At 72.3% G+C, this 25,445-nt stretch carries 21 protein-coding genes; 3 read left to right on the top strand and 18 right to left on the bottom strand.

The features are described from left to right. The first annotated feature begins 21 nt into the window (after nucleotides 1-21). Nucleotides 22-1,803 (top strand): YbaL family putative K(+) efflux transporter, encoded by a 1,782-nt coding sequence (gene ybaL, locus VF632_RS25485; RefSeq protein ID WP_331025765.1) that lies wholly within the window; start codon nucleotides 22-24, stop codon nucleotides 1,801-1,803. A gap of 1 nt (nucleotide 1,804) precedes the next feature. Here the strand turns inward: ybaL and glgA are convergent, their stop codons facing one another. The 11 genes from glgA to VF632_RS25430 form a co-directional block, all read right to left on the bottom strand. Next, nucleotides 1,805-3,058: a glycogen synthase gene (gene glgA / locus VF632_RS25480; RefSeq protein ID WP_331025764.1), complete on the bottom strand. Its 1,254-nt coding sequence runs from the start codon at nucleotides 3,056-3,058 to the stop codon at nucleotides 1,805-1,807. Beyond that, nucleotides 3,055-4,323, bottom strand: a complete 1,269-nt coding sequence (locus VF632_RS25475) for a glucose-1-phosphate adenylyltransferase (RefSeq protein WP_331025763.1) — start codon at nucleotides 4,321-4,323, stop codon at nucleotides 3,055-3,057. The genes glgA and VF632_RS25475 overlap by 4 nt, the downstream gene beginning before the upstream one ends. A gap of 299 nt (nucleotides 4,324-4,622) precedes the next feature. After that, complete coding sequence (locus VF632_RS25470) at nucleotides 4,623-5,948, bottom strand: hypothetical protein (RefSeq protein WP_331025762.1); 1,326 nt, start codon at nucleotides 5,946-5,948, stop codon at nucleotides 4,623-4,625. Next, nucleotides 5,945-7,183 (bottom strand): HD domain-containing protein, encoded by a 1,239-nt coding sequence (locus VF632_RS25465; protein WP_331025761.1) that lies wholly within the window; start codon nucleotides 7,181-7,183, stop codon nucleotides 5,945-5,947. The genes VF632_RS25470 and VF632_RS25465 overlap by 4 nt, the downstream gene beginning before the upstream one ends. Before the next feature lie 358 nt (nucleotides 7,184-7,541). Continuing rightward, on the bottom strand, nucleotides 7,542-7,742 hold the full coding sequence (locus VF632_RS25460) for a hypothetical protein (protein WP_331025760.1): 201 nt from the start codon (nucleotides 7,740-7,742) through the stop codon (nucleotides 7,542-7,544). Between the two features lie 315 nt (nucleotides 7,743-8,057). Then, a complete protein-coding gene (locus VF632_RS25455) occupies nucleotides 8,058-10,571 on the bottom strand; it encodes a serine/threonine-protein kinase (protein ID WP_331025759.1) in 2,514 nt (837 codons plus the stop codon). Further along, nucleotides 10,564-11,109 carry a sigma-70 family RNA polymerase sigma factor gene (locus VF632_RS25450; RefSeq protein ID WP_331025758.1) on the bottom strand — a complete coding sequence of 182 codons (546 nt, stop codon included), beginning with the start codon at nucleotides 11,107-11,109 and terminating at the stop codon, nucleotides 10,564-10,566. Before VF632_RS25450 ends, VF632_RS25455 begins: the two co-directional genes overlap by 8 nt. Before the next feature lie 137 nt (nucleotides 11,110-11,246). Continuing rightward, nucleotides 11,247-11,867: an adenylyl-sulfate kinase gene (cysC, locus tag VF632_RS25445; RefSeq protein ID WP_331025757.1), complete on the bottom strand. Its 621-nt coding sequence runs from the start codon at nucleotides 11,865-11,867 to the stop codon at nucleotides 11,247-11,249. Continuing rightward, nucleotides 11,864-13,378, bottom strand: a complete 1,515-nt coding sequence (locus VF632_RS25440) for a DASS family sodium-coupled anion symporter (protein ID WP_331025756.1) — start codon at nucleotides 13,376-13,378, stop codon at nucleotides 11,864-11,866. Before VF632_RS25440 ends, cysC begins: the two co-directional genes overlap by 4 nt. After that, nucleotides 13,375-14,229 (bottom strand): 3'(2'),5'-bisphosphate nucleotidase CysQ, encoded by an 855-nt coding sequence (locus VF632_RS25435; RefSeq protein WP_331025755.1) that lies wholly within the window; start codon nucleotides 14,227-14,229, stop codon nucleotides 13,375-13,377. Before VF632_RS25435 ends, VF632_RS25440 begins: the two co-directional genes overlap by 4 nt. Nucleotides 14,230-14,317: 88 nt before the next feature. Beyond that, nucleotides 14,318-15,961, bottom strand: a complete 1,644-nt coding sequence (locus VF632_RS25430) for a capsule assembly Wzi family protein (RefSeq protein WP_331025754.1) — start codon at nucleotides 15,959-15,961, stop codon at nucleotides 14,318-14,320. 229 nt (nucleotides 15,962-16,190) lie between these two features. Between VF632_RS25430 and VF632_RS25425 the strand changes: the two genes are divergently transcribed. Together VF632_RS25425 and VF632_RS25420 are read left to right on the top strand one after the other, a co-directional pair. Then, entirely contained in the window at nucleotides 16,191-17,837 is a 1,647-nt protein-coding gene (locus tag VF632_RS25425; RefSeq protein WP_331025753.1) for a capsule assembly Wzi family protein, read from the top strand. Continuing rightward, a complete protein-coding gene (locus VF632_RS25420; RefSeq protein WP_331025752.1) occupies nucleotides 17,834-18,244 on the top strand; it encodes a hypothetical protein in 411 nt (136 codons plus the stop codon). The genes VF632_RS25425 and VF632_RS25420 overlap by 4 nt, the downstream gene beginning before the upstream one ends. On the opposite strand, the gene VF632_RS25415 is transcribed toward VF632_RS25420, so the two are convergent. From VF632_RS25415 to VF632_RS25385, 7 genes are all read right to left on the bottom strand, one after another. Then, nucleotides 18,241-19,032, bottom strand: coding sequence for a tyrosine-protein phosphatase (locus tag VF632_RS25415; protein ID WP_331025751.1), 792 nt, complete (start codon nucleotides 19,030-19,032; stop codon nucleotides 18,241-18,243). The genes VF632_RS25420 and VF632_RS25415 overlap by 4 nt on opposite strands. A 4-nt stretch (nucleotides 19,033-19,036) precedes the next feature. After that, nucleotides 19,037-20,173, bottom strand: a complete 1,137-nt coding sequence (locus VF632_RS25410) for a glycosyltransferase (protein WP_331025750.1) — start codon at nucleotides 20,171-20,173, stop codon at nucleotides 19,037-19,039. 4 nt (nucleotides 20,174-20,177) lie between these two features. Then, nucleotides 20,178-21,698 carry an oligosaccharide flippase family protein gene (locus VF632_RS25405; RefSeq protein WP_331025749.1) on the bottom strand — a complete coding sequence of 507 codons (1,521 nt, stop codon included), beginning with the start codon at nucleotides 21,696-21,698 and terminating at the stop codon, nucleotides 20,178-20,180. 11 nt (nucleotides 21,699-21,709) lie between these two features. After that, a complete protein-coding gene (locus tag VF632_RS25400) occupies nucleotides 21,710-22,711 on the bottom strand; it encodes a glycosyltransferase family 2 protein (RefSeq protein WP_331025936.1) in 1,002 nt (333 codons plus the stop codon). A 7-nt stretch (nucleotides 22,712-22,718) separates the two neighbouring features. Continuing rightward, nucleotides 22,719-23,699 carry an NAD-dependent epimerase/dehydratase family protein gene (locus tag VF632_RS25395; protein ID WP_331025748.1) on the bottom strand — a complete coding sequence of 327 codons (981 nt, stop codon included), beginning with the start codon at nucleotides 23,697-23,699 and terminating at the stop codon, nucleotides 22,719-22,721. 28 nt (nucleotides 23,700-23,727) lie between these two features. Next, on the bottom strand, nucleotides 23,728-24,090 hold the full coding sequence (locus VF632_RS25390; RefSeq protein ID WP_331025747.1) for a cupin domain-containing protein: 363 nt from the start codon (nucleotides 24,088-24,090) through the stop codon (nucleotides 23,728-23,730). A gap of 128 nt (nucleotides 24,091-24,218) precedes the next feature. Continuing rightward, nucleotides 24,219-25,442 (bottom strand): glycosyltransferase family 4 protein, encoded by a 1,224-nt coding sequence (locus VF632_RS25385; protein WP_331025746.1) that lies wholly within the window; start codon nucleotides 25,440-25,442, stop codon nucleotides 24,219-24,221. Nucleotides 25,443-25,445: the final 3 nt, after the last annotated feature.

Below are 25,445 nucleotides of genomic sequence, written 5' to 3'. Positions count from 1 at the left end.
ATCCACCAAAAAGCACCACGAATGCACCAGGAAACGGGGCTGATCGCCCTGGTCGCCGTTGGATTCGGCCTTGCCTTCGTCCTGGGCCTCGCCGCCCACCACCTGCGCCTTCCACCGCTGGTGGGCTACCTGCTGGCCGGGGTGGCCGTCGGGCCGTTCACCCCCGGCTTCGTGGGCGACGCCGCGCTGGCGTCGCAGCTGGCCGAGATCGGCGTGATCCTGCTGATGTTCGGGGTGGGACTTCACTTTTCGCTCGACGACCTGCTGGCGGTGCGGAAGATCTCCGTTCCGGGCGCGCTGGCGCAGCTCGTCGCCGCCACGGCCATGGGCGCGCTCCTGGCCCGCGCGTGGGGCTGGCCTTGGGGACAGGGGCTGGTGTTCGGGCTGTCGCTGTCCGTCGCCAGCACGGTGGTGCTGCTGCGAGTGCTGGAGCAGAAGGGGATGGTGGACACCGCCGAGGGGCGCATCGCCGTCGGCTGGCTGATCGTGCAGGACCTGGCCATGGTGCTGGCGCTGGTGCTTCTGCCCGCGGTCGCGGGGGTGCTGGGCGGAACGCCGGCGGCCGACAGCGGCGAAAGCGTGGGCCTCGCCGTGGCCGTCACCCTGGGGAAGGTGATGGCCTTCCTGGCGCTGATGTTCGTCGTGGGGCGTCGGGCTCTGCCCTGGCTCCTGGGCCGCGTGGCGCATACCGGGTCGCGGGAGCTGTTCACGCTCAGCGTTCTGGCGGTGGCGATGGGTGTCGCGGTGGGCGCGGCGGGGCTGTTCGGCGTGTCGTTCGCGCTGGGGGCGTTCTTCGCCGGCGTGGTCATCAGCGAGTCGGACCTGAGCTACCAGGCCTCGGCCGACGCCCTTCCCTTCCAGGACGCGTTCGCCGTTCTCTTCTTCGTATCCGTCGGCATGCTGTTCGATCCCTCGGTGCTGGTGCGCCGGCCCCTGCAGGTGCTGGCGGCGCTGGCCATCATCGTGGTAGGCAAGTCGCTCGCGGCGCTGGCCGTCGTCCTGGCGTTCCGCTATCCCATCCGCACCGCCCTGGTGGTGACGGCCGGCCTGGCGCAGATCGGCGAGTTCTCGTTCATCCTGGCGGGGCTGGGCGGCACGCTGGGGCTGCTCCCGGCGGAGGGGACCAGCCTGATCCTGGCCGGCGCGCTGATCTCCATCACCATCAACCCCCTGGCCTTCGCCGCGGCGGCGGGGCTGGAGCGCTGGGTGCGCGCCAGCCCCCGGATCGCCGAGCTGCTGGAGCGGCCCGCCGGCGCCCTCGGCGAGCTCCCGTCCGGGGTGAACGAGGCGGCGCTTCGCGACCACGTGGTGCTGATCGGGCACGGCAGGGTGGGCGCGCCGGTGGCCCGCGCGCTGGAGCGGCAGGGGATCCCGTACGTGGTGGTGGAGCAGAACCGCGGCGAGGTAGAGGCGCTCCGCGCGCGGGGGATGCCGGCCCTGTTCGGGGACGCCACCCGACCGGGCATCCTTCACCACGCCCGGCTGGAGCGGGCGCGCCTTCTCGTCGTCTCCGCGCCCGATGCCTTCCAGGCGCGGCTGATCCTGGACCACGCGCGCAAGGTGAACCCGCACATCGACACCGTCGTGCGCACGCACAGCGACGAAGAGCGGGCGCACCTGGAGCGGCGGGGCGTGGGCCGGGCGGTGGTGGGAGAGCGGGAGCTGGCGCTCGCCATCATCCGGTACGCGTTCGGCGCCTTCGGGGTGAACGAGAACATGGCCACGGTCGCCGCGGAGACACTTCAGCTGCCGGACCCGCACACCGGCCGCCGGGAGGAGCCCCCCAGCGGGGTCCTGCCCTGAATCAGGGCTCCGCGCGCCCCGGCATCTCCAGCAGCTCGCGGTAGAACTCCAGCGTCTGCCCGGCGATGGCCCGCCAGCTGAACTGGGCCAAAACGCGCTCGCGCCCGGCCCGCCCCATCGCGGCCCGCCGCTCGGGCGCATCCATCAGCTCGTTGACCGCAGTCGCGAGCGCCAGGGAGAACGCCTCCGGGTCGCGGGGCTCCGCCGAGCCACCGCCCTCCGCCTCGAACCCCACGAGCGTCCCCGTCTCCCCCGGGACGACGATCTCGGGGATGCCCCCCACGGCCGAGGCGACGACCGGCGTTTCGCACGCCATCGCCTCGAGGTTGATGATGCCGAACGGCTCGTAGACCGAGGGGCAGACGAAGACGGCGGCGTGCGAGTACAGCGGGATGATGCGGTCCTTGGAGAGCATCGCGCTGATCCACACCACGGGCACCGGCGCGTCGCGCTTCACCTCGCTTACCAGCGCCGCCATCTCGCGGCCGATCTCCTCCGTGTCGGGCGCGCCGGCGCACAGCACCACCTGCACGCCGGGGCGAAGGTGCCGGATGGCGCGGACGAGATGGAGGATTCCCTTCTGCCGCGTGATGCGGCCGACGAAGAGGACGATCGGCAGGTCGGGATCCACCCCCAGTGCGCGGAGGCCATCGGGATCGAAGCGCGGCTGGTACTCGTCGGGATCGATGCCGTTGTAGATCACCCGCACGCGCCGCGGATCCACGCCGTACAGCGCCTGCACGTCGTCCTTCATGGCGCGCGAGACGGCGATTACCCCGTCGGCGTTGCGGTAGGCGGTGCGCTCGATCCACGTCGTGGCATCGTACGCGGTGCCCAGCTGCTCCACCTTCCAGGGCCGGTGCGGCTCCAGCGAGTGGGTGGTCAGCACCAGCCGCGCGCCGGTGAGCGGGCGCGCCAGGCACCCCGCCAGGTGCGAGTACCAGGTGTGGCAGTGCACCACGTCGGGCGCATCCACCGCGCCGGCCATGGCCAGGTCGCGGAGCAGCGCATCCAGCAGCCGCTCGTGGCGGGGATCGCGCGCGGGGAGGTGCAGGACGGGCGCCACGCCCTGCACGCGCAGGTTGCCCTCCTCGTGCCGCTGCTCGCCGAACGACAGCACCTGCACCTGGTGCGCGCCGCCTTCCGCGCGGGCCAGCTCGCGGGACAGGTACTCCACGTGGACGCCCGCGCCGCCGTAGACGTGCGGCGGGTACTCGTTGGTGAGCTGCGCGATGCGCAGGGCGCGCGCGCTCATATGATGGTGCCGTCGGGGATCTCGGCGTTCTTGACGACCACCACCACGCCGTCGCGGATGAAGAAGCCCGGGCCCTCGCCCTCCACCACCCGCGCGACGTTGGTGATCACGCAGTTCCTGCCGATGGAGGCGTTCTTGTCGATGATGGCGCCCTCGACGATGGAGTCCTCGTCCACCCCGGGGCGCGGGGGCCCCTCCACCCGGTTGCGGCTTCCGGGGTCCTCCCAGCGGTAGTAGTCGGCGCCCATCATCACCGTGCGATGGATGCGGGTGCGCGCGCCCAGGTACGAGCGGATGCCGATCACCGACTGCGTGATGTCGCTGTCGATGATCACCGACGCCTCGCCGATGATGGACGCGTCGATCCGCGAGCGGGTGACCTTGGCCGGGGGAAGCAGGCGCGCATTGGTGTACAGCGGCATCTGCTCGTCGAACAGGTTGAACGCCGGCTGCGGATCGGTAAGCATCAGGTTGGTGTCGAAGAACGACCGCACGGTGCCGATGTCGTTCCAGTAGCCCTTGAACGGGTACGACACCACCTTCCGCTCCTGGATGGCGAACGGAATGATGTGCTTGCCGAAGTCGTTGGCTTCGCGGTGGCCGTCCAGCAGCTCCTGCAGGACGTCGCAGTCGAAGATGTAGATGCCCATCGACGCCAGGTAGATGCGCCCCGCGCGCTCCAGCGCGGGCTCCACCGGGCTTTCCTTGCCGCGCAGCTCCGAGAGGGGCGGCTTTTCGTAGAACTCGGTGATGCGGTGCTCGGCGTCGGTCTTCAGGATGCCGAAGCCGGGCGCCTCGGCGGCTGTGACGGGGGTGGCGGCCACGGTGACGTCGGCGCCGGTGCGCTTGTGGTGCTCCAGCATCAGCCGGTAGTCCATCGTGTACAGCTGGTCGCCGGACAGGATGAGCACCTGGTCGTGCGCGTAGCTGCGGATGTGCAGGTTGCTCTGGCGCACCGCGTCGGCCGTGCCCTGGTACCAGTGCTCGGAGGTGGGCGTCTGCTCGGCTGCCAGCACCGTCACGAAGCCGCCGCGGAACCGGTCGAACAGGTACGAGCGGGCGATGTGGTCGTTCAGGCTGGCCGAGTTGAACTGCGTAACGACGAAGATGCGGTTGAGCCCGGAGTTGATGCAGTTGGAGATGGGCACGTCCACCAGGCGGTACTTGCCCGCCAGGGGAACGGCGGGCTTGGCGCGCTGCGCCGTCAGCGGGAACAGGCGGGTGCCGGCCCCGCCACCCAGGATCACTGCAAGAACTCGGTCCATGGAACGAGAAAGCCGGAAGTGAGGAACGGCCGCCCGTCCGAGGGCGGCGATGCCCGTGCTAGCTGCAAAGTACCAGCCGCCGCGCCCCGCCGACATGCCTCCGGGCCCGGTGTTGTACCCAACCTTACGAACGTCCAAACTGGCGTGCGCCCCACCGGTTTCCGGTTGGGTGCGCAGCGAAGATCACTTAGCCCCAGCCGGCGAACGGAGGGGGCGCCTCAGCAGGATGGCAAAGGCCTCTACGGGAGCGCCCTTTCGAGTTCCGATCTTCCTGATCGTGGATGTCAGATCAGAAGCTTCTAGTACTTGTTCCGGTGTAGCCTGCCACAGGTCGGCGAGGGAGACAACCAGCAAATCCGACGTCGTGAAAGTGTTTCCAGAACCTGACCACGGATCCGGTGGACCCACAACAGGTACGTAGTCCGGGAGGTCGCGGATATGATGAAGACGTCGTCGTACTCGTCCGGAAGCTCCACCGGAACACCTTCGAGGTTCACGCCATCGAACAAGGATGCGTAGACCACCAGATACTCGTCCGCCACCACTGTCCAGGAACGGATATCGGAACAACTGACCCACTCGCCGTGGAATTGGGCGAACGGGATATTCTTGGGATTTCCGCCGAGCGCCGCGACCTGAGATGCATATGAAGCCGCCGCCGATTCGTCCGCGAATCCGTCTTGGGCGAGAACGCCTTGCTCCGTTGCCCAACACCCCACCATTGAGGGATCTGCCTCCAAGCGGGCTTCGTTGCGCGCAACCGTCCGTGGTACGCCGGTCATAATACCGACAACTCCCGGCCAGGAGGCGATCCGAATTCCACCGGCGGTGATGGCGCACACTACACCCCCGCCGGTGAGCCATGATTCGTGCGCTGGCAAGCATGCACGACCATAGATCGGTTCGTCATCTTGGACGAAGCGCATTCGCTCGTCGGCTAACTGCAGCACAGACCTCATTTCCTCGCTCCATGGCTCACTGAGGCCATACGTCCGCAGGACTAGGCGCCGTGGCTCCAGCGTCAGCCAATCGGACGCCGCAACCACGCGGGCCAGGGTCCCGTCTCGCCTTTGAACGCACAAATGCACGTCCAGAGCTGGACATAGCCATGCGCAGAACAATTCGAACATATCTTCTTCGCGTGCAAGCGGAGCAGGGGCGTGTCCGGCGAGTACCTCTGCTGACAGAACACGAGGACTGTAGCTTTCCCAGAACCGGAGCAGAGGCTTGACCAGTTTAGATGGCGAATCGTTCATCCAGATCCGAACTTGCGTTCCGCCGTCGTTCATCCGCTCCGTTTCTGCAGCGATTCGCAGGAGAGGCCGTCCTTCCAATCCGCGGCGGAATTCAAGCACTCGCGTATCCGCTTGTGCGGCATCGTGGCGCCGTGTAGTAACCCTTACCCGCGCGGCGACCATGAAAACAGAGAAGAAACCGATTCCGAAACGGCCGGTCGCCTGGAATCCGCGTCCGAGGAGCGACGGAAACTCCCGAAGCATCAACGCGGAATCCCAATATGACGCTCCGAAGTCAACCAGTGGCCCTGCGAGCACCTCGGCCGACATCCCGATCCCGGTATCCTCTACCTCAAGCCAATCGCCGATTTCGTCCGTGCCGAACGTCACGTTGATCTCGCCCCAACCGGGTGCCCTGTTTTCGACGAGTCGCCGCGCGCGTACAGCGTCGGACGCGTCTGGATCAACTCACGAAGCGCGATGGACGGATCATCTCCGTAGAGTTGCTCCCCGCCAAGTCGCGCGACCAACGAAACCGCGTCGCCGACGCCGACCTGAACATCGATGGGGCTCCAACCGTCTGTATGGACCAGCTTAGCGAACCGCGCGGGATCTTCGACCCCTCGTACTCCTCGGATTGTAAAGCGCGAACGACCGCTGTCCGCGAGCAACTGGTCCACCTGTGCCAATTCACGATTCAACACCCGTAATTGCTCAAGGCACAGCCACCATGCGTCTGCGTCGTGCTCGGGAAACGGTCGTCCTGAAGTGTAGACTACCTGATCGCCCTGCACACGAGGCGTGTGCAAGTGCTGCTGGAAGACCCAATGGGGCTCGGCTTCCTTCGACGGTTGGCGGAGCGCGAACAGAAATCCCGGGGCCCGACGCACGTCGAGTTGACTGGCATCGGCAACTCGCAGGAGCGCCGCGATGAGAAGTGGATCGACATCCCAATCGCCTGGGAAGCGCGGGGGTGCGCCCAAGCGCTCCACGAACGTCGAAGAGAGTTGCGACACGCCCCACCAATGGCTGTGGGCAATTCGACCGATGATCGGGCCCAAAGAGTCCCGCAACTCGGGCGACTCTATCAGGTAGACCTGTCTTCCGGAACGCGGGTCGCGCCACCCTTGACCGACCACACGCTCCGCCTGCCGTGCATGTAGTTCGCGTAGAACGATGGCTGTCGCGCGGCGCTTCATGGCTTCGGGGGCATCGCTGATCTGCCTGGGCGTCGGAGCGCGTCCATTCTCATTCCGCAACAGCCGCGTGAGTTCGCTCTTCCACAGCGGCTCTCGCGAGACCTCCTCCTCTCCGCCCGGGTACGCCGCCAGCCCGAGCCCTAGGTCGTGCACCAGGAACGCTCCGCCCAGCACGAAGGCCTCAACGGGAGAAATCAGAAGACCCGGGCCTGCGATGCGGTCTGCGGCTTCCCACAATGCATCGATATGCATAATGTCGTGAACGGTGAAATCAGGGAGGCTCCTGCTGATTTCACCAGCGAGTAGTGCCGCCCGCTCATGGAAATCGTTGTACGCAGCGCGAAGAGTTTCACGCAGGTGCTCGTGTTCATCGCCCTGGTGCCCCAGAGTAGTCCGCCAGAGACGCGTATCGGGGTAGGATCTCATCGTTGGGAACTTAATTGTGTGTGTCGACAACCCGGCCAGAACATGCGTCGGCATGTACCACAAAGCTAGAAGATAGATGTTGGCGCCCCGGTGTAAGATCTCGTGGCGCACCCGAGACCCGATTGGTGCGCCTCCCCCCTGATCTGCTGCTGACACCTGAGCTCAAGCTCCGCTCGCAATCATCGCGCACCTCGCGGTGGACGTAAGCGCGCCGGTGCACCCACGGGACGAGGCGGCTACCCAGGTGAGGTACACGGCACCATTCGGGGCAGACAAAGAAACGGCGGCCGCCCCGTGAAGGGCGGCCGCCGCGGATGAGGGATGGACGACCGGCTACCCGGCCGGTCGCCCCCTCGGATCAAAGCTCGTCGTCCAGGTCCTCGTCGTCGAGCTCGTCGTCGAGGTCGTCGTCGAGATCGTCGTCGTCCACCTCGTCGTCGAAATCCTCGTCCTCGTCCAGCTCGTCCTCGTCGTCCGGCGCCTCGAACAGGCGCTCTTCCCAGCCCTCGTCCTCGTCGTGCAGCCCGCGCCGCGCGACCACCACCCCTTGTTCACCCATCCAAGCCTCCCTCGGTTCCGTGTTGGTTGCTCCTGCTCCGTTCGCCCACCGCACAGCATGGACCAGCGGCGAAGCTGACCGCCGCCGCCATCCACACCGTGCCTCCGCACACGGCCGGCTCAGCGCAGCCGAACGCGTGCCAGGTGCATGCCCGCCGCGTCCCGCACGGACAGGTACACCACCTTGCCGCTTCCCGAACCCCACCAGCGTGTAGCCCTGCGGCAGTTGCGGCCGGGTGACCAGGGCCCGAGCCGCGAATGTGCTGCCTCTCGCGCATCCAGTCAATGCAAGGATGCATTGAAGCCGGGCGGCCGGTCAGCCTGTCCGCCGCCGATGATCGTCGATCCGCTGCCGGGCGGCGCGGGCCAGCGTGCTTTCGCCTCCGAGCGCGGATGCGAGGACCACCGCGCTCCGCACCAGCAGCGGCTCGCCCTCGGCCCGGCGGCCGAGGGCGGAGAGGCAGGCGCCGAGCGCGCTCTCCGTTTCCGCGACGTACCAGTGGCCGGGCGGCAGCGCGGCCCGCCGCGCCGCGAGCGCTTCCTCCAGCAGGGGGAGAGCCTCCGCCGGACGGCTTCGATCCACGAGGAGGGCGCCCAGCCCGGTGAGGGTGGTAGCCGTCAGCGCGTGGCCGGGCGGCAGCACCCGGCGCTGGACGGCGAGCGCCCGGCGGTACAGCACCTCGCCGCCCGCGAGGTCGCCACGAAGGTGAAGGAGCTGCGCGTAGCCGGCGCGGTCCATCGCCAGGTCCGGGTGCTCCTCGCCCGCCAGGCGGACGCGCAGCGCCAGCACCTGGCGGTACAGCGTGTCGGCCCCGGCGTGGTCGCCGCGGTCGCGCAGCACGCCCGCCAGGTTCGCCAGGCTGACGGTCACCTCGAAGTGCGCGGGCCCCCACACGGCGCGGCGGACTGCCAGCGACTCGCGGTGCAGCGCCTCGGCTTCGGTCAGCCGGCCGCTCTCGCGCATCACGTGGCCCAGGTTGTTCAGCGTCTGCGGCAGCCCCGGGGGCGCGGCGCGGGCATGAGTTCGATCGATGGACAGCGCCTCGCGCAGCAGCCCCTCGGCTTCGGCGTAGCGGCCCTGCATCCGCAGCACCATCGCAAGCCCGTTCAGCGAGCGCGCCACCTCCACGCTTCCGCCGCCCAGCTCCCGCCGGCGCGCGTCCAATATCACCCGATACAGCGCCTGCGCCCGGTCGTACCGGCCGGCGACGCGCAGCACGTTCGCGAGCTGGTTGGCGATGGCGATGGCCTCCGGGTGGCGCTCGCCGCGCATCTTCCGTAGCGCCGTGTACGACGAATCCAGGAGCGCCACGGCGCGGCCGTAGTCGCCCTGGCCGTAGTAGGCGTGGCCCAGCGCAAGCTGCAGCCGCCACCGCACCTCGGGCTGGCGGACGTCCGCGATCTCGGCGGCGCCGCGGTCCAGCAGGTCACGCACGGTGACGGCCTGGGTGCTTCCCTGGTACAGGTCGGACCGGTCGAACAGCCCCAGCAGGAACGACTCCACCTGCTGTGCCCGATCGCGCTCCGCCGCGATGCGCATGGCCTGCACCCGCGTCACCACCGCGAAGCCCATCAGCAGGACCAGGGCGGCGGCGGCGGCGGCGACGGCCGCACGGTGGCGGCTGACGAACTTCCGCACGCGGTACCAGCGCGTGTCCGCCCGCGCTCCGACGGGCAGCCCGGCCGCGTGGCGCCGCAGGTCCGCCGCGAGCTGCTCCGCCGTGGCGTAGCGCTGCCCCGATTCGGGCCGCATGGCCTTGAGGACGATGGCATCCAGGTCCCCCGCCAGGCGCCGCGCCAGCCGCGCCGGCGTGGTCCCCCGCGCGGCCGCTGCATCTCCGGCGTCGTCCCCGGCCGCGGCAAGGGCGGACGGGCGTTCCGGCGGGCCGAGCAGCGCCCCCGGCAGCTCCCAGCGCGACTCGCCACGAGGACGGTAGGGGCGCTGGCCGGTGAGAAGCTGGTAGAGAATGACGCCGAGCGAATAGACGTCCGTGGCGGTAGACACGGGCTCGCCGCGCAGCTGCTCGGGGCTGGCGTACTCGGGGGTGAGCAGCCGCGGGCCAGCGCCGGTCCGGTCGTCCGCAGTCGGCGCCCCGCCCGCCACCAGCCGCGCGATGCCGAAGTCCAGGAGCTTGGGCTGGCCGGAGTCGGTGACGAGGATGTTGGAGGGCTTCAGGTCGCGGTGCGCCACCAGGTTGCGGTGCGCGTACTGCACGGCGTCGCACACCTGCGCGAACAGCCCCAGCCGCTCGTCCACGCCCAGGCGATGCCGGTCGCAGTAGTCATCCAGCGGAACGCCCTCCACGTACTCCATCGCGAACCACGGCGAGCCCGCCGGCGTCACCGCGCCGTCCATCAGCCGGGCGATGCCGGGGTGCTCCAGCGAGGCGAGGATCTGCCGCTCTTCGAGGAAGCGGCGGACCAGGTAGTCGGCGTGCAGCCCCTGGCGCACCATCTTGAGCGCCACGCGCTGCCGCAGCCGCGGGTCGTCCCGCTCCGCCAGGTATACCGTGCCCATGCCGCCGCTGGCCAGCTCGCGAACGATGCGGTACGGTCCCACCAACGTCCCCTCCGGCAGGCCGGGCTCGCCGCCGCCGGCGAGCGCCGCGGCCAGCCCCGGCGCCGGCGCGTCGAGCAGTCCGCCGGTGCTTTCGCACGAGCGCAGCAGCTGCTCCACCTCCGTCCGCAACGCGTCGTCGTCCCCGCACGCCTCCGTCAGAAAGCCCGGACGCAGCTCCGGAGCGAGGTCCAGCGCCTCGTCCAGCGTGGCGTTGATCCGCCGCCAGCGCTCCGGCGAAATGCCGCGCAGGCCCGGCCGCGCGTCAGCCATACAGCTCGCGGTGCAGCCAGCCCCTGGCCTTCACCCAGTCGCGCCAGACGGTGCGCGGCGCCACCCCCAGCACCGCCGCCGTCTCCTCGTCGGTGAGGCCGGCGAAGAACCGGCACTCCACCACCCGGCACATCCGCTCGTCCAGCGCCGCCAGACGGGTGAGCGCCACGTCCAGCGCCACCAGCGCGTCTGCCTGCTCGTCCACCGCCAGCTCCGCCTCGTCCAGGCTCACGCGCTGGGCGCCGCCGCCGCGCCGGGCTGCGCCGTGCCGTCGCGCGTGGTCCACCAGCACCCGGCGCATGGCCTGCGCGGCCACCGCGAGGAAGTGTCCCCGGTCGCGCCACTCGGCGCGGGTCTGCCCCGCCAGCTTCAGGTAGGCCTCGTGCACCAGCCCGGTGGTGCTGAGCGTGTGCCCGCCCCGCTCGTGGCGCATGCGGTTGTGGGCCATGCGCCGCAGCTCGTCGTATACCAGCGGGAACAGCCCGTCGAGCCCGTCGGGGCTTTCGGGCGAGCTGGGGGCGAGGGGTGGGTCAGCCATCGGAGGGGGACCGGCCGGGGGATGGGAGGCCGAGCGCAGGGCGGGAAGATGTGCCCGTTCGAAGGCGTGCGCAACGACGGCCACCCGCCGGCCGGCGCGCTCCCCCGGGCCGCGACGACGGCCGCAGCGGGGGGCGCCTACCGGTTCTGGAGCGCCTTGAGCTGCGCCTTGACCATCGCCTCGTCGGGGTCGCCCCCCCGCTCGGCGGGCACGTACCCCAGCTCCTCGAGCCGGCGGACGATGCGGGCGGCGGCCTGTGCCGCGGTTTCGCGGTCGGAGTGCACCACCAGCTCCGGGTCTTCGGGCGGCTCGTAGTCGTCGGCGATCCCCGTAAAGTCCTCGATCAGCCCCAGGCGCGCCTGGCGGTACAGCCCCTCGGTGTCGCGCGCTTCGCACACCTCCAGGGGGCACTGCACCCACACCTCCACGAAGCGGCCGATCATCCGGCGGCACTCGTCGCGCGCCGCCCGGTTCGGCGAGATGGCGGTGGTGACCACGGCCACGCCGTTGCGGGTGAGCAGCTTGGCGACGTAGCCGATGCGCCGGACGTTGGCGATCCGGTCATCGCGCGAAAAGCCCAGCCCGCGCGAGATGTTCTGCCGGAACTCGCCGCCGGCCAGCAGCTCGGTGGGCATCCCCCGCCGCGCCAGCTCCGCCGCCACCGCCTGGGCGATGGAGCCCTTCCCCGCCCCCCTCAGCCCGGTGAGCCACACCGTGAACCCCTGCGCGCCCTGCGCGCCCGCCGCGAACCCGGTCACAGCACCCCGATCATCGGCCAGTACAGCCACGCGGCCAGCAGGAGCAGCCCCACCTGCAGCAGCGTCATCACGAGCCCCGCGCCCAGCATGTCGCGCATCCGCAGGTAGCCGCTGGAATAGGCGATGGTGTTGGGCGCCGAGCTGAAGGGAAAGGTGAAGTCCAGCCCGGCCGCCATGGAGCAGGTGAGCACGATGGCCACGGGGCTGATGGGAAGCTGGTCCGACATGCTGAACGCCAGCGGAAGCATGACGGCCACCGCGGCCGCGTTGCTCATGAACTCGGTGAGCAGCACGGTGAGCAGCGCCAGCACCACGATGGCCACGGCCGGCGAAACCTCGCGCGTGCCCACCATTCCCGAGACCAGCCACCGGGCCGCGCCGGTGCTTTCCACCGCCTGGCCCAGCGCGATGGCGCCGCCGTACATGAGCACGATCCCCCAGTGCACGTAGCCGTCCAGGTCCTGCCACTCCAGCGAGCGGACCAGGAACAGGAGCGCCGCGGCCAGCAGGGCGATGGCGGCCAGGTCTACCTTGCCGCCCAGCACCACCCACGCGCACACCGTGGCGCCCACGATCCCGGCGACGACCGCCTGGCGGCCGCCCATGCGCCCCAGCTCGCGAACGGAGCGGTGGATGGTGTCGCGCGCGGCCTGCAGGTCCACCTCCTCCCGCGGAAACCACAGGCGCAGCACCAGCAGCCCCACGGCCGCGCCCACCAGCACCAGGGGAAGCGAGGCCGCCACCCACTGGCCGAAGGTGATGGACTGCCCGTAGGTGCTCTGCAGTATCCCCAGCGCCAGCGGCGCCCGGGTGCTGCCCAGGAACGAGGCGTTGGAGCCCACCATGGCGCCCCACGCCAGCGACAGGAACAGCACCTTGCCATATGGGCTGTGCTTCGGCCGCAGCCCCATGGCCGCGCTGATCTCGACCGTGATGGGAAAGAGCATGGCCGCCGTGGCCTGCGCGGGCATCCACACCGTCATGAACACGGCGGTGAGCATGATGCCGGCGGCCAGCGCGTGCGGGCCCTGCTCGAACCTGCGCAGAAAGAAGAGCGCCAGCCGCTTGCTGAGCCCCGAGTGGATGGTGGCCGCGGCCAGCATGAAGACGCCGATGATGAAGAACACCGCCGAGTTGCCGAACGACGCGTAGATGTCGCCGGCCTCCATGGCCCCGGTGAGCGTCAGCAGCGACACCGCCAGCAGCCCGGTGACCCCGATCGGCACCAGGTCGGTGATCCACAGCGTGGTGCACACCAGGAAGACGGCGCAGGCAGCCTGCCCGGCCGGCGTGAGCCCGGCGGGGGTGGGCGCCAGGAACACCGCGATGGCCGCCGCCAGCCCCAGCGCGGACGCGCCCCACTGCAGCGCCGCGCCGCGGCTGAGCCGGCGCCGGGGCGCGGGGGGGGCCGGAGGGGGCGGAAGGTGGTCGCCGGGGCGGTCGGCCGGCCACAGGAACTCGCCGGGCGGGTCCTCCAGGAGGGTGGATTCCCGCCCCGCCGCCTCGCTCACTCCCCCCCTCCCGCCGCCGCGGCGTACACCCGCATCAGCACGGGCCCCGCGCGCTCGGCCACGCCGGGCGCGGCCGCGAGAATGCCGTGGGGCTGGCGCGGATCGGCCTTGTTGTAGGCCAGCGGCTCGCCCCGGCAGTCGGTGACGGTGCCGCCGGCTTCGCGCAGCACCACCTCGGGTGCGCAGGTGTCCCACTCCTTCAGGTACGGCACCGGGTGCACGTACAGGTCGCGCTCGCCCTCGGCCACGAGCGCGCACTTGATCCCCACCGAGCCCGCCGGGCGCACGTCGGTGATGCCCAGCGCCTCCTGCATGGTCACCAGCAGGGGGTCCGGGTGCGAGCGCGAGCCCACCAGCCGCGGCGCCCCCGCCGGCGCGGGACGGGCCCGCAGCCGCCTGCGCCGGCCCTCGTGCGCCACCCAGGCGCCCTGCCCCTCCGCGGCGGCGTACAGCACCCCCGTGGCGGGAAGCACCACCGCCCCCGCCACGGCGCGCCCGTCCACGGCCAGCCCCACCATCACGGCGAACTCGCCGTTGCGGGCCAGGAACTCGCGCGTGCCGTCCAGCGGGTCCACGATCCACACCCGCCGCGCGTCCATCCGGCCGGCCGGGTCGCGCGCCTCCTCCGAAAGCACGGCGTCGTCGGGAAACTCGCGCGCCAGCACCCGCGCAATGGCGCGGTGGGCGGCCTCGTCGGCGGCGGTGACGGGCGAGCCGTCGTCCTTGGCGCGGCTGGCCTGCTCGCCGTAGAAGGGCATGGCGGCGCGGGCGCCGGCGCGCGCGGCTCGTACGGCGGCGCGAAGCTCGGCCCGATAGGCGCCGGCGGGGAGGATGGATGAGGCCTGCGGCATGGAATCGTACACCAGGAAACTGAACGGGCCCCGGCCCGGCGGACTGCCGGCGGAGCGGGGGGCGTCCACGAAGGACGCCCGGGGTACTTCAGAAGCCGATGCGCCCGCCCACGGCGGCGGACACGTTCACCGCGTCGCCGGCGTAGTGGCGGTTCATCTCGTAGCCGGCCCGCACCCGCAGCAGCAGGTCGAACCCGGGGCGGAACAGGAGCGCCTCGCCCCCGAGCGAGTGGACGACGTCCACCTTTTCGTCGGGCGACGGGGTGCGAGTCACCGGGCCGCGCACGCGGGTGCGGGCCAGGTCCACGCTCCAGCGCCCGGCGTCGTGAAAGACGTCCAGCGCCAGCGTGCCGCCCCCACCCCCGAAGGCGGCGGGCGAGCCCAGGATCTGGCCGCGGTGGGTGTGGCCCTGCCGCGACCGGCTGTGGCTGTACATCACGCCCTGCCCGCGGCCGGTGAGCAGCAGGTGCGAGGGCTGCGTGTCGAGCCACTCGGCCCGCAGCGACACCAGCCGCCCTCCGCGCTCCCACACCTTGCGGCCGCCCAGCGCGTACCCCGACGAGTGGTCGGGCTCCAGCACGAAGTCCAGCGCGTCCCAGTTGTGGTCGTTGCGCAGGTACTCGCCCCAGAACTCCGCGCCGCTTCCCGGCAGCACCCAGCGCGCGAACACGGAGGCCACCTGGTTGTCGGGCGACGACCGCTTGTCCGAGCCCACCCCCGTAGAGTCGAGCCCCGCCTTGAGAAAGCCCTGGAACGGCTGCAGCAGGTGATCGGCGGAAAGCCCCCCGGCGGGCCAGGTGGTGTGGAAGAAGCGCGATCCGCCCACTTCCAGCCCGTCGAGCCCGAAGGGGACGAAGACACCCACCAGCCCCGTTACCAGCCTGCGCCCCTGGCCCTCGGCCGACGAGTACGCCGACTGCTCGGCGGCGCCCCAGATCACCCGCCCGTGCACCCGGCCGATCCCCAGGTTCCACGGCGTGGCGGTGCCCGCGAAGGCGTGGAGGAACCCGCCGGCGTTCGTTCCCAGCACCAGCGGGTACTCGTCGCCCGGCCCCCACTGCTGGTTGGCGGTCGACAAGCCGGCCGCCAGCCCCAGCACGTCGAGCCTGAGGGTGCTCTGCCCCGGGTCCAGCCGCGCGTAGGGCCTGTCGCCGAATCGCTGGGGGGCGTCGATGCCGCCAGGCACCTGGGGGTCGGCGAAGCGCAGCCTTCCCTCGCGGCCGTTGTCCATGAGCGCGAACGCCTGGTTCTGCGCCCAGAAGGCCTGCGGCTCCACCCGCAGCGAAAGCGGCCCGGCCCGCAGCGACACGCCCGCGCTGGCCATGGCCGTGACCCCGCGTCCGGCCCACACCGGGCCGTCGTTGCCGCCGTCCGGCGCCGTGGCGTTGAACACCAGCCCCACCCCCGGCCGGATCACCCGCAGCCCGGCTCCGCGCGCCGCCGAATCGCGCCCGGTTCGCGCGGCCCACGGGTGCGCGGCTTCGCGCCCCACCAGCCGGTCGAGCTCGGCGGGCGAAAACGCGCGCAGCGACCAGGGGTACAGCGGCGCCCGCCCCGACACCTGCAGCACGCGCAGGTACTGCTCGGCCTCGCTCCCGGCGGTCGCCTCCAGGCGCACGTCGGCGGACTGACCGGCCAGCGGCGCGGCGAGCACGACGGCGGCCAGCGCCGTCAGCCGGACGGCCTTCAGCACGGGAACGGTCAGGGAAGCGGCCTTCGCCGAAACAGCCATCGAACAGCCTGCGGTGGATGGGTTTCCGGGACGGCCGGAGCTCACGGGCCGGCACGGTTGGCCGGCGGTACGGACGGATGGGGGAGCGCGGAGCCGCCGGCTGTTGGTTCGCACCCGGAGAGCGAAGATATCCAGAAGCGCCCACCTTGGCAATCGACGAAGGTTGGACGTAAGCGCCAGCGCCCGTTATCATTTACGCACGACCATCCATGCCCACGCAGGGACCTGCATGCCGCCGCGACGTTCATCGACACGCTTTCTGCCCCTTCTCCTGGCCCTCGCGATCCCGCTGGGCGCGCAGGAGCCGCGCGACTCCGCGGCCGCGCCGGAGCTAGCCCCGGGGGGAGCCGTCCGCGCGCTGACCACCATCGGCGGGGCGGCCGAAGAAGGGCTGCGCGACGCGCAGCTGCGCGGGCGGGCGCCGGTGGACGGCTTCCTGGTCCGCTCGCCCTCGTCGCTCGCCGCCGACCGGGGGAACGGGGTGTGGATCGTGGCGCCCGAGGCCACGTTCGCCTGGAACTCAGCGATTCCGTTCTCCATCAACGACGGCGCGCTCTGGGCCGCCAGGGGGCTCAGCGGCCTGGTGATGACCGGCGTGCAGGCCCAGGCCGGCCCGGTGCGGCTGGTGCTGGCCCCGGAGATGTCGTACACCGAGAACGGCGCCTTCGACGACATCCTCCCGTACGACTGGGGACCGGAGCAGCGGGCCCGCTACCGGGCGCCCTGGCAGAGCGGCACCCACTCCATCGACCTGCCGGTGCGGCCGGGAGGCGGTGAGCGGCGGCGGATCCATCCCGGGCAGTCGTCGCTGACGGTGCGCGCCGGCGCCGTGGCGCTCGGCGCGGCGACGGAGAACCAGTGGTGGGGCCCCGGCGTGCGAAACGCCGTGCTCCTGGGCGGGCAGGCCGCGGGCATTCCCCACCTGTTCCTGCGCACGGCCCGGCCGTTGAGCACGCCGCTGGGCCGGGTGGAGGCGCGGTGGATCGCGGGGGGGCTCCGCGAGTCGGAGTGGTTCAACACCGACGCGAGCGACGACTGGCGCTCCCTGAGCGCGGCCGCGGTGGTGCTGACGCCGGTGGACGGGGTGTCGCTGGGGGTGGCGCGCTCCGTGTACTCCGGCGCGGACGGCGGGGCGGGGGTGCTGAAGAACGGCGCCGACGTGCTCCTTCGCTGGCGCGGCGCGGGCGACACCCTGGCCGCGCGGCCCTTCGAGCAGATGACGAGCCTGTTCGGGCGCATGGTCCTCCCCGCCGACGGGGCCGAGGCCTACGCCGAGTGGGTGCGCTACCGCCTTCCCGGCTCGGTGCGCGAGCTGATGGAGCGTCCCGAGCACACGCAGGGGTACACCGTGGGGATGCAGTGGCTGCGCCCGGCTCCCGGCGGGAGCGTGCGCCTGCAGGCCGAGCACACCTACCTGGAAAAGAGCCCCTCCTACCGCGCCCTGCCGACGGGAAGCTACTACGCCAGCGCCGCCGTTCCGCAGGGCTACACCCACGAGGGCCAGGTGATCGGGTCCCCCGTGGGTCCCGGCGCCTCGGGACAGTGGCTGGGGGTGGACTGGCTGGGGCGGGGCGCGAGGGCAGGGATCTTCGCGGGGAGGATCCGCTGGGCCAACGACGCGCTGTACGACAAGCCCGCGCCCAACGCGGCGTTCCGCGGCCACGACGTCACCCTGCTGGCGGGTCTTCGCGGCGCGGCCGACGTGGGCGGGGCGCGCGTCAGCGCGGAGTGGACCGCCGGCAAGCGCTGGAACTACCTGTTCCAGGGCTACGCCTTCGATTGGAACCAGCGGGAGAACGCCGTGAACGTGGTGAACCACACCCTTCGCCTGCAGGTGTCCGCGGCGCCGGGGCGGAGCGCCGGGAGGGCGCCATGAGGCGGTGCTGGCTGGCGCTGGCGCCCCTCCTGGCCGCCGGGTGCGAGCTGCTGGAACCCGGCGAGGCGGACCGCATCCCCGGGCGGTACCGGCTTTCCGCCTACGGCGGGCAGGCGCTTCCCGCGGTGATCGCCGGCAGCGCCGCCGGCGCGCGGGTGGAGCTGCGCTCGGCCGAGCTGGAAATGCGCAGGAACTACTTCTGGGTGCTGCGGAGCCAGGTGGACACGGTGGACGAGCGGGGCCGCCGCTCCGCGACCGTCACCGACTCCGGCACCTTCCGCTTCGAGGTGGCGCCCGGCCAGCTCGTCTTCTTCACCACCGACGGGCGCCAGCAGCCGGCGGCGGTGGCGGGAGACACCATCGACGTCTTCTGGCGCAGGGAGCGCCACGACGTCTTCGTCCGCTAGCCGTCGGCCCTCCGCCCCAGGAGCCGCCGCCAGAAGCCCGGGCGCTCCGGCAGCGGAGGCACCTCCTCCGGGGGCTCGCCGGCCAGCATCCGGGCCGGGTTCACCTCGGAAAGGATCCGCAGCTGCTCCTGCCCCCCCCGGGCCAGGAGCATCTCCCGCGCGGAGCCCACGCCCAGGCGTCCGCGCGCGTGGTGGTCGCTCGACAGGTAGTCCGCCCAGCCGCGGTTCAACAGGGCCCATGCGACCCGCTGCGGCCCCGGGCCGTACCGCCCCGCCAGCGATCCCCAGTTCACCTGCAGGGCCGCCCCCACCCTGCGCCACTCCTCCGGGCCGGCCAGCCCCTCCCCCACCTGCGGATACCGCTCCGGGTGCGCCACGATGGGAAGCCACCCCGCCACCTTCAGGTCGAACAGCACGCGCGCGGCGCCGGGCGGAACGCCCTGGAAGGGGAACTCCACCAGCACGAACCGCGTGCCCGCCAGCCGCAGCCGCGGATCGTCGAGCACCGGGCGGGGCGAGTCGAGCATCAGCTCCACCCCCCGCTCCACCCGGAGCGCGGGAAACTCGGCCGCGGCCAGCTCCGACAGCTCCCGCCACCCCCGGTCCAGCGCCTCCATCTCCGCGGCCAGGCGGCCGGGATGCTCCGTCGCCGACGCCTGGAAGTGGGGCGTGGTCACCAGGGCGGTCACCCCGGCGTCGCGCATGCGCGCCAGCGCCTGGCGCGATTCGTCGAGCGTGGCGGCCCCGTCGTCGACGGCGGGAACCAGGTGCGAATGGAAGTCGATCATCCCTTCAGACGGTTCGGCGGGCGGCGGCGTCCTCGATGACGCCGCGGAGCGTGGCCCGGACTGCGTCGTAGCTGGCGTGCCGCTCGCACCAGCGCCGGGCGCGCAGGCCCATGTCGCGCGCGGCCTCGGGCGCGTCCAGCACGGCGTCCAGCGCCGCCGCCAGGGCGGCGGGATCGGACGGCGGCACCACCAGCCCCCGCCCCCCGGCCAGCATCGCGGGAATGTCGGAAACGGCGGTCCCCACCGCGGGGCGGGCCATGGCCATGGCGTCCAGCAGCTTGCTGGGCACCTGCATGGCCGACTGCGGGTGCATCCGCTGGGGCACCACCACCACGTCCGCGGCCTCCAGCAGCAGGGGCACCTCGTCCAGCCGGTACGGCGGGTGGAAGGCGACGCCGGGGAGCGCCGCCTTCAGCGACCGCAGGAACGGGTCCGCCGGATCGCCGCCGGCCACCACGAGATCGGCGGCGTGCCGCATTCGCCGCACCGCCTCGGCCGCGTCTTCCACCCCGCTGTACACCCGCGGGGTGCCCATGAACATCACCACCGGCCGTGCGCCGGCGCCCAGCCGCGCCCGCGCCCGCTCCCTCCACTCGGGGCGCGGCTGGAGCCGGGCGGTGTCCTTGGCGTGCGGCACCAGCGTTCCCCCGTAACGGGCCTGCAGCGCCTCCCCCGCCACCGTGAGCCGCTCCGCCCGCCCCGTCCGGGCCAGCATGGCGCGCGTCCAGGCCCGGCCGTCGGGGTGGCCCACGTTCACCGCACACCGCCGCGGCTGCCGCACCGAGCCCGCGGGGCGGAACGAAAGCTCGTCGTCGTCGATGTCCAGCACCACGGGCGCCCCCGACCGGCGGCGATGGAGCAGCGCCACGCCGAAGCTGGCGAACAGGGGCTTCACCGCGTACACCACGTCGCCGCGGATTTTCGCCAGCAGGGTGGAGACGGTGGACGCGTACCCCGGCCAGCGGCCCCCGGGCACGCTTTCCACCGGCACCGGCCCGCCGCGCGCCGGCTCCCACACCCCGTCGCCGAAGGCGGTGCCCAGCACCTGCACCTCGAAGTCGCGCGACAGGAGCTCGGCCAGCAGCTGGGCGCGGGCCATGGAGTTCAGCGACACGTTCGACGAAAGCAGCGTCACCCGCATGGAATCACCCGTCCCGGCCGGGAAAGAGGTCCGGGATGGGTCCGAAAAGGCGCCCCCGGCCCAGCCACGCCACCGCGAATGCGCAGGCGATCGCGGCCAGGAGCAGCCCGCGCTCCCCGGGACCGGGCAGAAGCCGCAGCGCGGCGATCGCCCCGGCGCCGCCCATCCCAACGGCGGCGGCGGCGAGCGCGGCCCGGCGCGTTTCCGGGATGCGGCCGCCGACCACCCAGAAGAGCGCCACGCAATCCACGCTCACCCGTGCCAGCCAGGCCACGGCGGCCCCCTCGATCCCCCACCGCCACACCAAGGCACCCAGCACGGCCACGAACAGCGGCAGCTCGGCCAGGTGCAGCCAGGCGGTGAGGTCCGGCCGCCCGACGGCCTGCAGCAGGGTGGAAGGCACCTTGGCCAGCCCGTTCACCAGCAGCCCCGCGGCCAGCCAGGCCAGCACCGCCTCGCCCTCCGCGGCGTATTCCGGCCCTACCCACAGCCTGAGCAGGTCGCCCGCGAACGCGGCCAGCAGCAGCGACAGCGGAAGAACGAGCAGCGCCACCGCCGCCACCCCGCGCTCCAGCAGCTGGCCGAGCCGTGCGCCGTCGCGGCGGGGAACGGCCGCGAAGGCGGGGAAGAGCACCGTCACCACGGCCCCCGAGGCGATCCCCAGCCGTAGCGCAACCTCCTGGCCGGTGCCGTAGTACGCGGCCGCGGCGGCGGATGCCATGGCGGCCACCACGAACCGGTCCAGGTACACCAGCAGCGGCGATACGATGGCGCTCACCGTGGCCCAGCCCCCGTAGGCCAGCAGCGGCTTCACCAGCCTCCGGTGCGTGCGCGGGGTGCGCAGGCGGGGGATCTCGCGCACGCAGATCGCGGCCAGGGCGCACCAGCTGCCCAGCCGCGCCGCGCACAGGACGCCCACCACGGGCACCAGCCCCGGGGCCACGGCCAGCGCGGCCACGGGGCCCAGGTAGGTCAGCGCCGCGGTGGGCATGGCCACGGCGTTCACCAGGCCGAAGCGGCGGCGCGCCTCCAGCACGCCCCCCAGCACCGGCGCGGTGACCGTAAAGGGGAGCGCCAGCGCCAGCAGCCGAAAGGCGGAGGCCGCTTCAGGCACCATGGCGGGAGGCACGTGGATGCCGCGTGCGATCGTGGCGGCGAAGACGAAGAGGGCCCCGGCCGCGGCGGCGCCCAGGGCGCCGCTGATGGCCAGGGCCGTCCACACCACGGGGGCCAGCACCCGCGAGTCCCGGCGCCGGTCGGCCGAGGCGTGCCTCGCCACGGCGCGCCCCAGCCCCAGCTGCAGGAAGGCGGCGTAGCCGATGGCGGTCCAGGCCAGGATCAGGACGCCGAAGCGCTCCGGGCCCAGCCCCGAGGCGATCCGCGGGATGGCGGCGAGGGCGAGGGCGGCGGGGATGCCGGCGCCCGCGAGGGTGTAGGCGATGCCCCGCCGGTTGGAGCCCGGCGGAAGCCAGCGCGGGAGCCGCCCGGCGGGAGCGGCCCGCGGCGGCGGGAACGCGGGACGCATCGCGCGGCCGGTCAGCGGACCACGTCGCGGTATTCGAGGTAGCTGTACCCCCCCAGGGCGGCCCAGCACCCCAGCCCGTAGCCCACGGCCGAGAGGGCCCGCAGCACGCCGGCCCTGCCCAGGAGCGGCGAGGCGGGAAGCAGCGCCGCCGATACCCCGAGCCGAACGGTGGCCCAGGCCAGCCGCCGGGCCACCGCCCGCCGGCGGGCCGGGAGGGCGTACTCGCAGCGCAGGGCGGTGTTCCCCACCCGGAACGAGCGCCGGAGCACCCAGCCGGCGCGGGCCCGCGCGGGACCGATGTGCTCGCGGGTGACCGCCCCGGGCGCGGCCACGATCCGCGCCCCTTCGCGTGCCGCACGCAGAAAGAAGAACGAGTCCTCGCCCCCGGAAATTCCGAAGGCGGGGTCGAACGGCCTGTCCCCGACCAGGAGCCGGGCGACGACGAGGACGTTGTTCGTAGACGCCACGGGAACCAGGGTGCCGCGGGGGGGCGGCGACACCGCGAACGCCGGCGCGTCCGCCAGCCACGCGGGGGTGCCGGGCGCAAAGCAGGGGATCACCCTTCCCTGCACCGCGTCGGCCCCGAAGCAGGCCTGGGCATCCAGCAGCTCGTCGAGCCAGTCGGCGCAGACCGTTTCGTCGTCGTCGACGAACGCCACGAAATCCGTACCCACCTCCAGGGCGCGGCTGACGGCGCGGTTCCGCGCGCGGGAGATGTTGCGCTCGGGCTCCACGACGTAGTGAAGATCCCACGGGAGATGGGGGGCGGCGGCGGCGGCGGTGGTGCGCGCGGACTCCCGTGCGTCGTTGTCGGAAACGACCACGAAGACCCGGGGCTGCTGGCGGGCGAAGGTGAGCCGGCCCAGGCTGGCAAGCAGCGCGGCCAGCCCTTCGGGGCGGCGGAACGTGGCGATGCACACGGCGATGCGGGGAGCGGCGGAACCGCGCTCCGGGCCCGCCGCCGCGCCCGCGCACTCTCCGGAGGTAGGACCGGCCCGCCGCTCCACAGCCATCACCGGATCAGCCCTTCGGCTGCGCGCGTAGCCACTCCACGAACTTCGGAATGCCCTCTTCGATCCGCGTCGTCGGCGCGTATCCCAGCAGCTCGCGCGCGCGGGTGATGTCGGCGCAGGTCCGCTCCACGTCGCCCGGCTGCGCGGGAAGACGCCGCAGGACGGCATTCACCCCCAGCGACGCGGACAGCAGCTCCACCAGCCGCGACAGGGTGACGGTGTCGCTTTCGCCCAGGTTGACCACCTCGAAGCACCCCGGGTTGGCCAGCGCGAAGCGGATGGCCCCCTCCACCCCCTGCACGATGTCGTCGACGTAGGTGTAGTCCCGCCGCGTGGACCCGTCGCCGAAGAACGGAATGGGCTCGCCCGCCGCCATCAGCCGGGCGAACTTGTGGATCGCCAGGTCCGGCCGCTGGCGCGGGCCGTACACGGTGAAGAACCGCAGGCACAGCACCGACAGCCCGTACAGGTGCGCGTAGGCGTGGCACATCAGCTCGCCGGCACGCTTGGTGGCCGCGTACGGCGAGATGGGCGCCGCCGCCGCGTCGTCTTCACGAAACGGCACCTCGGCGCGGTCGCCGTACACGCTGGAGCTGGACCCAAAGATGAACGCGCCCACGTTCAGCTCGCGGGCCAGCTCCAGCATGCATGCCGTGCCGTCGAGGTTCACCTGGGAGTACAGCACGGGATCCTCGATGGACGGGCGGACCCCGGCACGCGCGGCCAGGTGCACGATGCAGGCGACGGATCCCGGGCGGACACCCGCCGCCCGCACGCCTTCGCGGAGCGCCGGCTGGTCGCGGATGTCCGCCGTCACCAGCGTGAACCCGGGAAACGAGGAGAGGCCGTCGGCCGTGCGGCGCTTCACCGCGGGGTCGTAGAAGTCGTCGAAGCTGTCGACGCAGACCACCTCGTGGCCGGCGGCCAGCAGCCGCCCGCAGACGTGGCCGCCGATGAACCCCGCGCCGCCGGTAACGACGAACCTCATCGGGGTCGCGGATTCAGGGCTGCCCCCTTCACGAACGCCCGTAGCGGTCTTCGAGCCGGATCACGTCGTCCAGCTCGGGGGTGCTCACTTCCAGCAGCACCGAGTCTTCCAGCGCCTCCATGCGGTGAACGTCGCCCGGGCGCACGGTGATGCACTGCCCCGGGGTCATCTCGTAATCGGCGCCGTTGAAGTGAAAGCGCAGGCGGCCGCTCTGCAGCAGCATCGTTTCCTGCTTGCGCTCGTGCTTCTGCAGCGAGAGCGCGTGTCCGGCCGTGACCTCCAGCACCTTCCCCGCGTAGCGGTCTTCGTGCGCGTACCAGACTTCTCGCCCCCAGGGCTTGTCGACGATCTTGGGCTGCACGAAGGGGGTGGCCGACGATGGCTCATGCATCTTGCGATACCTGCGGTCGAAAAAGAACGGGTAGTGACGGGGTGGCGCCGAGCGCGCAAAGTGGCCGCGCGCCTTGCCTTGCGAACATACGCACTCCCGCCCCGCGGCGACAGCCCCGCGGCGGGCGCTCAGCGCCGCGCGCCGAGCGACGACGCGTATTCGAACAGGGCGCGGTTGGCGGCGACCGCGCCGGGGTCCACGCTGCGCTGCCGGCCGAATTCCGCCGCGCCCGCGCGCCACCCGCCGTGCTCCTGGGCGTCCATGTCGGCGAGGCGCTGCAGGGCCCGCGTGAACGCTTCGGGGCCGTCCAGCGGCAGGTCCCAGCCGGCCCGGCGGGCCTCCAGCCCTCGCCACGGCGTCTGGTCGCTGATCAGCACCGGACACCCCTGCACCATCGCCTCGACGATGACGTGGCCGAAGTTTTCGCCGTGCGTGGGAAACAACAGCACGTCGCTTTCGGCGAGCACCGCCGGCACGCGCTCATGCGCCACGGACCCATGGTGGTGCACGGAAACGCCGGGGGGCAGGCCGGCGATCAGCGCCTGGCACCCGTCCCAGTACGCCCCGTCCTCCACGGGGCCGTACACGTCCAGCCGCACGCGCCCCCGCACGCCCCGGAGCATCCGCAGCGCCCCGTCCAGGTTCTTCTTGGGAGCGATGCGGGACAGGAACGCGGCGCGCAGCTCCCCCGCCCGCTTTTCCGCCCGCCCGGCCGAAGCCACCGGGACCGGCGCGGCGGAAAGGTCGGGTGCCACCCGCACCGTGGCCCCGGGGCCGGCGTGCCGCAGGATGTCGGCGCGCTCCTCTTCGCTGGACGCCTGCCACACCACGCCGTCCAGCAGCCCCAGCCCGCGCGCGGTGGCGATGTACCCCCGCTTCTTGAGGTTGCGCGGCGAGGGGAAACGGGCGTCCACCGCCCGCGGCAGCGCGCGCCCCCAGCTTCCCGTGCCCATGGCGCCGGGGTGCAGCTCGCCCCGCGGGGCCAGCACCACCGGGCGGCGCGGGATCCCCCCCGCACGGCGCAGCAGCAGGGGCGCCAGGGTGAGCCGCGGCGAGAACAGGCTGTTCAGGTACAGCACGTCGTACGGGCCGGCCAGCGCGCGGCGAAGGCCGGCGGGGCCAAGCTGGCCGGGAGCCAGGTACAGGACCTGGGCCCCGCCCACCTCCTGCCAGGCGCCGGCGGGCACGCCGGGGTACGGCTGGTCGTCGCCGCAGTCGCGGTCGCGGGTCACCACGCGGAACCGGACCGAGCCCGCCAGCTGCTCCACCATGTTGGCGAGCGTGCGCAGCGGCCCGCCCGCCTTGTAGCCGGGCAGGTAGTAGTCCACCAGCGCCAGCACGGTGATCGGCATCCG

The sequence above is a fragment of the Longimicrobium sp. genome (assembly GCF_036388275.1).
Lineage (GTDB): Bacteria > Gemmatimonadota > Gemmatimonadetes > Longimicrobiales > Longimicrobiaceae > Longimicrobium.
This window is presented reverse-complemented; position numbering and strand designations above follow the sequence as displayed.